This is a genomic window from Pseudoalteromonas sp. TB51, assembly GCF_000498055.1.
Classification (GTDB): domain Bacteria; phylum Pseudomonadota; class Gammaproteobacteria; order Enterobacterales; family Alteromonadaceae; genus Pseudoalteromonas; species Pseudoalteromonas atlantica.
Genome location: NZ_AUTO01000017.1, coordinates 1 through 2,719 on the forward strand (window position 1 = coordinate 1; position 2,719 = coordinate 2,719).

The following is a 2,719-nucleotide window of genomic DNA, read 5'->3' on the forward strand; positions in this document are numbered from 1 at the left end:
CCGTACACGGTCGCCAAGCGCATGGCTCAGCACCGTGGACAGGCGTTGACCCTATTGCTGCCGCTGCGCAAATTGTAACGGGCGTTAACCATATTGTGAGCCGCCAAGTAAATATAACCAAAGAGCCTGCTATTGTGTCGTTTGGTAAAATTGCCGGTGGTGTGCGTAATAATATTATTCCTGAAGAAGTTGAAATGGTTGGCACTATTCGTAATTTTGATATGGATAATCGCGCGCAAATCTTTGAAAATATTAAAACAACCGCTACACATATTGCTAAATCATCGGGGGCTACGGCCGATGTGCATATTCACGAAGGTTACCCTGTAACGGTTAATAACCCTGAACTTACTGCGCAAATGTTACCTAGCCTTGAAAAAGCAGCCGGTAAACAAAACGTGCAAGAAATGGGTAAAATAACCGGCGCAGAAGACTTTTCGTTTTATGCCCTAGAAATACCCAGTGTATTTGTATTTTTAGGTGGAACGCCTGCAGAACAAGACTTAAAAACGGTAGCAAGTAACCACTCACCTTATTTTTACGCCGATGAGTCATCATTTAAAGTGGGCACAAAAACACTTAGCCAATTAGCGGTAGATTACTTAAATAGCCACAAATAATGCCGTAGTTACCCAGCGAGTAAAGTAATTGCTGGCTGGGTATTGTTGTTTATATTAACAAGCTGCACTATGTGTGCACTTTAACCTAACACGTTTAAATTTATGTCTGATCAACCCTTTTTGGCACCTAAGCAACAACGCAGTCAACAAACCCAAGAAAAACTATTAAAAGCGCTGCATCACAGTTTAAAAAGTAAGTTTTTTGAGCACATAAGTATAAAAGAGCTGGCCGATTACGCCGAGGTGTCAGTAGGTACATTTTACCGTCGCTTTAAAAATAAAGAGTCGCTGCTGCCCATGTTGTATCAAGACTTTGGTATTGCATTAGATAACTGGGTAACAGAGCTTGAGGCGCAGCACTATAAAAACTTAGACGATGTAGTTAACACTTTATGCCATAAAACCTATGTGTTTTTATCATCACAGCAGGGGGTATTTAGAACGCTACATTTAAATTCGCGTTTGCACAGCGAGTTATTAGGCAGTGATAAACACATAAACAGGCGAGTAATTTATCAGCGTTTAGCGCAATTAATTAGCCAAACAGATACCAAAGTGAGCGAGGCGGCGGCAGGTACGGCAGTATTTTTAATTGTCAGCTCATTGCTTGATAAAGTGCTGTATCACGATTTAACCCCTGCGATAGCCTGTGATTTATCGGCGCAGCAATACGCGCAAGAACTACCTAAAATTATTTTAGCTTATTTAGGTTAAACACCTTTAAACATGCTCAAGGAGAGTAAAATGAAAATTACTGGAAGCTGCTATTGTGGTGAAATTAAATACCAAGCTCAGTCGCAAAATAATAACGTACTTGTATGTCATTGTAGCGATTGCCAACGCATGTCGAGTGGGCCATTTAGAGCGGTAATTATGGCTGAGCCAAACTCGGTGGTATTTACTAAAGGCGAGCCAAAAGAGTATGTTAAAACAGCACAAAGCGGTAATAAACGCGCACAAGGTTTTTGTGGTACGTGCGGCACTACACTTTACGCAACCAACGAAGCAAAAGCCGATAGAGTGTACGGCCTGCGCATAGGGGCCGTTGATCAGCGCGATGAATTTACCCCAGCTGCGCAAATTTGGTCGCAGTCAACGCTTACATGGCTAAACGATTTACACCAAGTGCCGGCTTTTGAAACTACACCTAAATAAACAGGTAGGCTATTAATGAAAACACTGACAAAAACAGCCTTATTAGCAAGTGTACTACTGACGAGTTTTGCGCAGGCAAAACCCAGTAATGTCGACTTTTTAAATACAGGCAAAGCTAATCCTAACTTACCATTTTCGCAAATAGTAAAAGCCGGTAATACGCTTTATATGTCGGGGCAAATAGGGATTAACCCTGCAACCGGTAAGTTAGCAGCGGGTGGTTTTGAAGGTGAAGCTAAGCAAACCCTTGAAAACATTAAGCGCACTTTAGAGCAGCATAACTACAGCATGAGCAATATTGTAAAGTGCACTGTTATGCTTACCAATATTAGCGATTTTAAAGCGTTTAACGCTATTTATACGCAATACTTTAGTGCGCCGTATCCTGCACGTAGTGCATTTGCAGTAAACGCGTTAGCCCTTGATTCGTTAGTAGAAGTAGAGTGTATTGGTGCTGTATAACACCAATCGACTTAAATATTTAATCATTCTAACGTGCTAAATAGAGCGCTAACAGCGTTGTAAATTTCTTATGTAGAACAACTGCATGTCGATATTCATGCTTTGTTATCACGCTATTTATCTGTCGCTATAAATGCCTAATAACTTAACACGATTGGTGTAAGTAATTTTAGGTTGCGTAATTTTATAAAGATAACGTTGCGCTTTAAATTTGTGTGAAATTTTTTTAACCAAATGACTGTCTATTTATAAGACAGTCATTTGGAGAAAAATATGTGTAGTTCACCGAAAAGTAGCCGAGCAGTTAAAAAGTCAGCCATTAACTTTAATGACGAACTAACCCAAGAGCAGCGTTTGCGCTTTGCTGCAAAAGCTAATTTAGCACAGCTGCGCCGCGAACAACGACAAGCTGCTAATAAGCGCTTTGAGCAAAAGCATCGCCCCGCAAAAAAGCCAGCAACGGGCTTGTTTTCATGGCTACA

General features: G+C 40.9%; 5 protein-coding genes. All 5 read left to right on the top strand.

What is annotated here, in order from left to right; translation table 11 throughout:
• Positions 1–620 (top strand): M20/M25/M40 family metallo-hydrolase (locus tag L650_RS0100445; RefSeq protein ID WP_029771728.1); only part of this gene is annotated, 620 nt, incomplete at its 5' end.
• A 102-nt stretch (positions 621–722) separates the two neighbouring features.
• Positions 723–1,334 (top strand): TetR/AcrR family transcriptional regulator, encoded by a 612-nt coding sequence (locus L650_RS0100450; protein ID WP_029771731.1) that lies wholly within the window; start codon positions 723–725, stop codon positions 1,332–1,334.
• Between the two features lie 30 nt (positions 1,335–1,364).
• Complete coding sequence (locus L650_RS0100455) at positions 1,365–1,775, top strand: GFA family protein (RefSeq protein ID WP_029771733.1); 411 nt, start codon at positions 1,365–1,367, stop codon at positions 1,773–1,775.
• 15 nt (positions 1,776–1,790) lie between these two features.
• The gene (locus tag L650_RS0100460) at positions 1,791–2,237 is read left to right on the top strand and encodes a RidA family protein (protein WP_029771736.1); all 447 of its coding nucleotides are present in this window, start codon (positions 1,791–1,793) and stop codon (positions 2,235–2,237) included.
• Positions 2,238–2,510: 273 nt separating this feature from the next.
• The coding region (locus L650_RS0100465) for a hypothetical protein (protein ID WP_029771737.1) at positions 2,511–2,719 on the top strand (209 nt) is incomplete at its 3' end.

Excerpts from the sequence above, each read along its gene's own strand:
- L650_RS0100455 (WP_029771733.1), top strand. The coding sequence starts at position 1,365 with ATGAAAATTACTGGAAGCTGCTATTGTGGTGAAATTAAATACCAAGCT.
- L650_RS0100450 (WP_029771731.1), top strand. The coding sequence starts at position 723 with ATGTCTGATCAACCCTTTTTGGCACCTAAGCAACAACGCAGTCAACAA.
- L650_RS0100460 (WP_029771736.1), top strand. The coding sequence starts at position 1,791 with ATGAAAACACTGACAAAAACAGCCTTATTAGCAAGTGTACTACTGACG.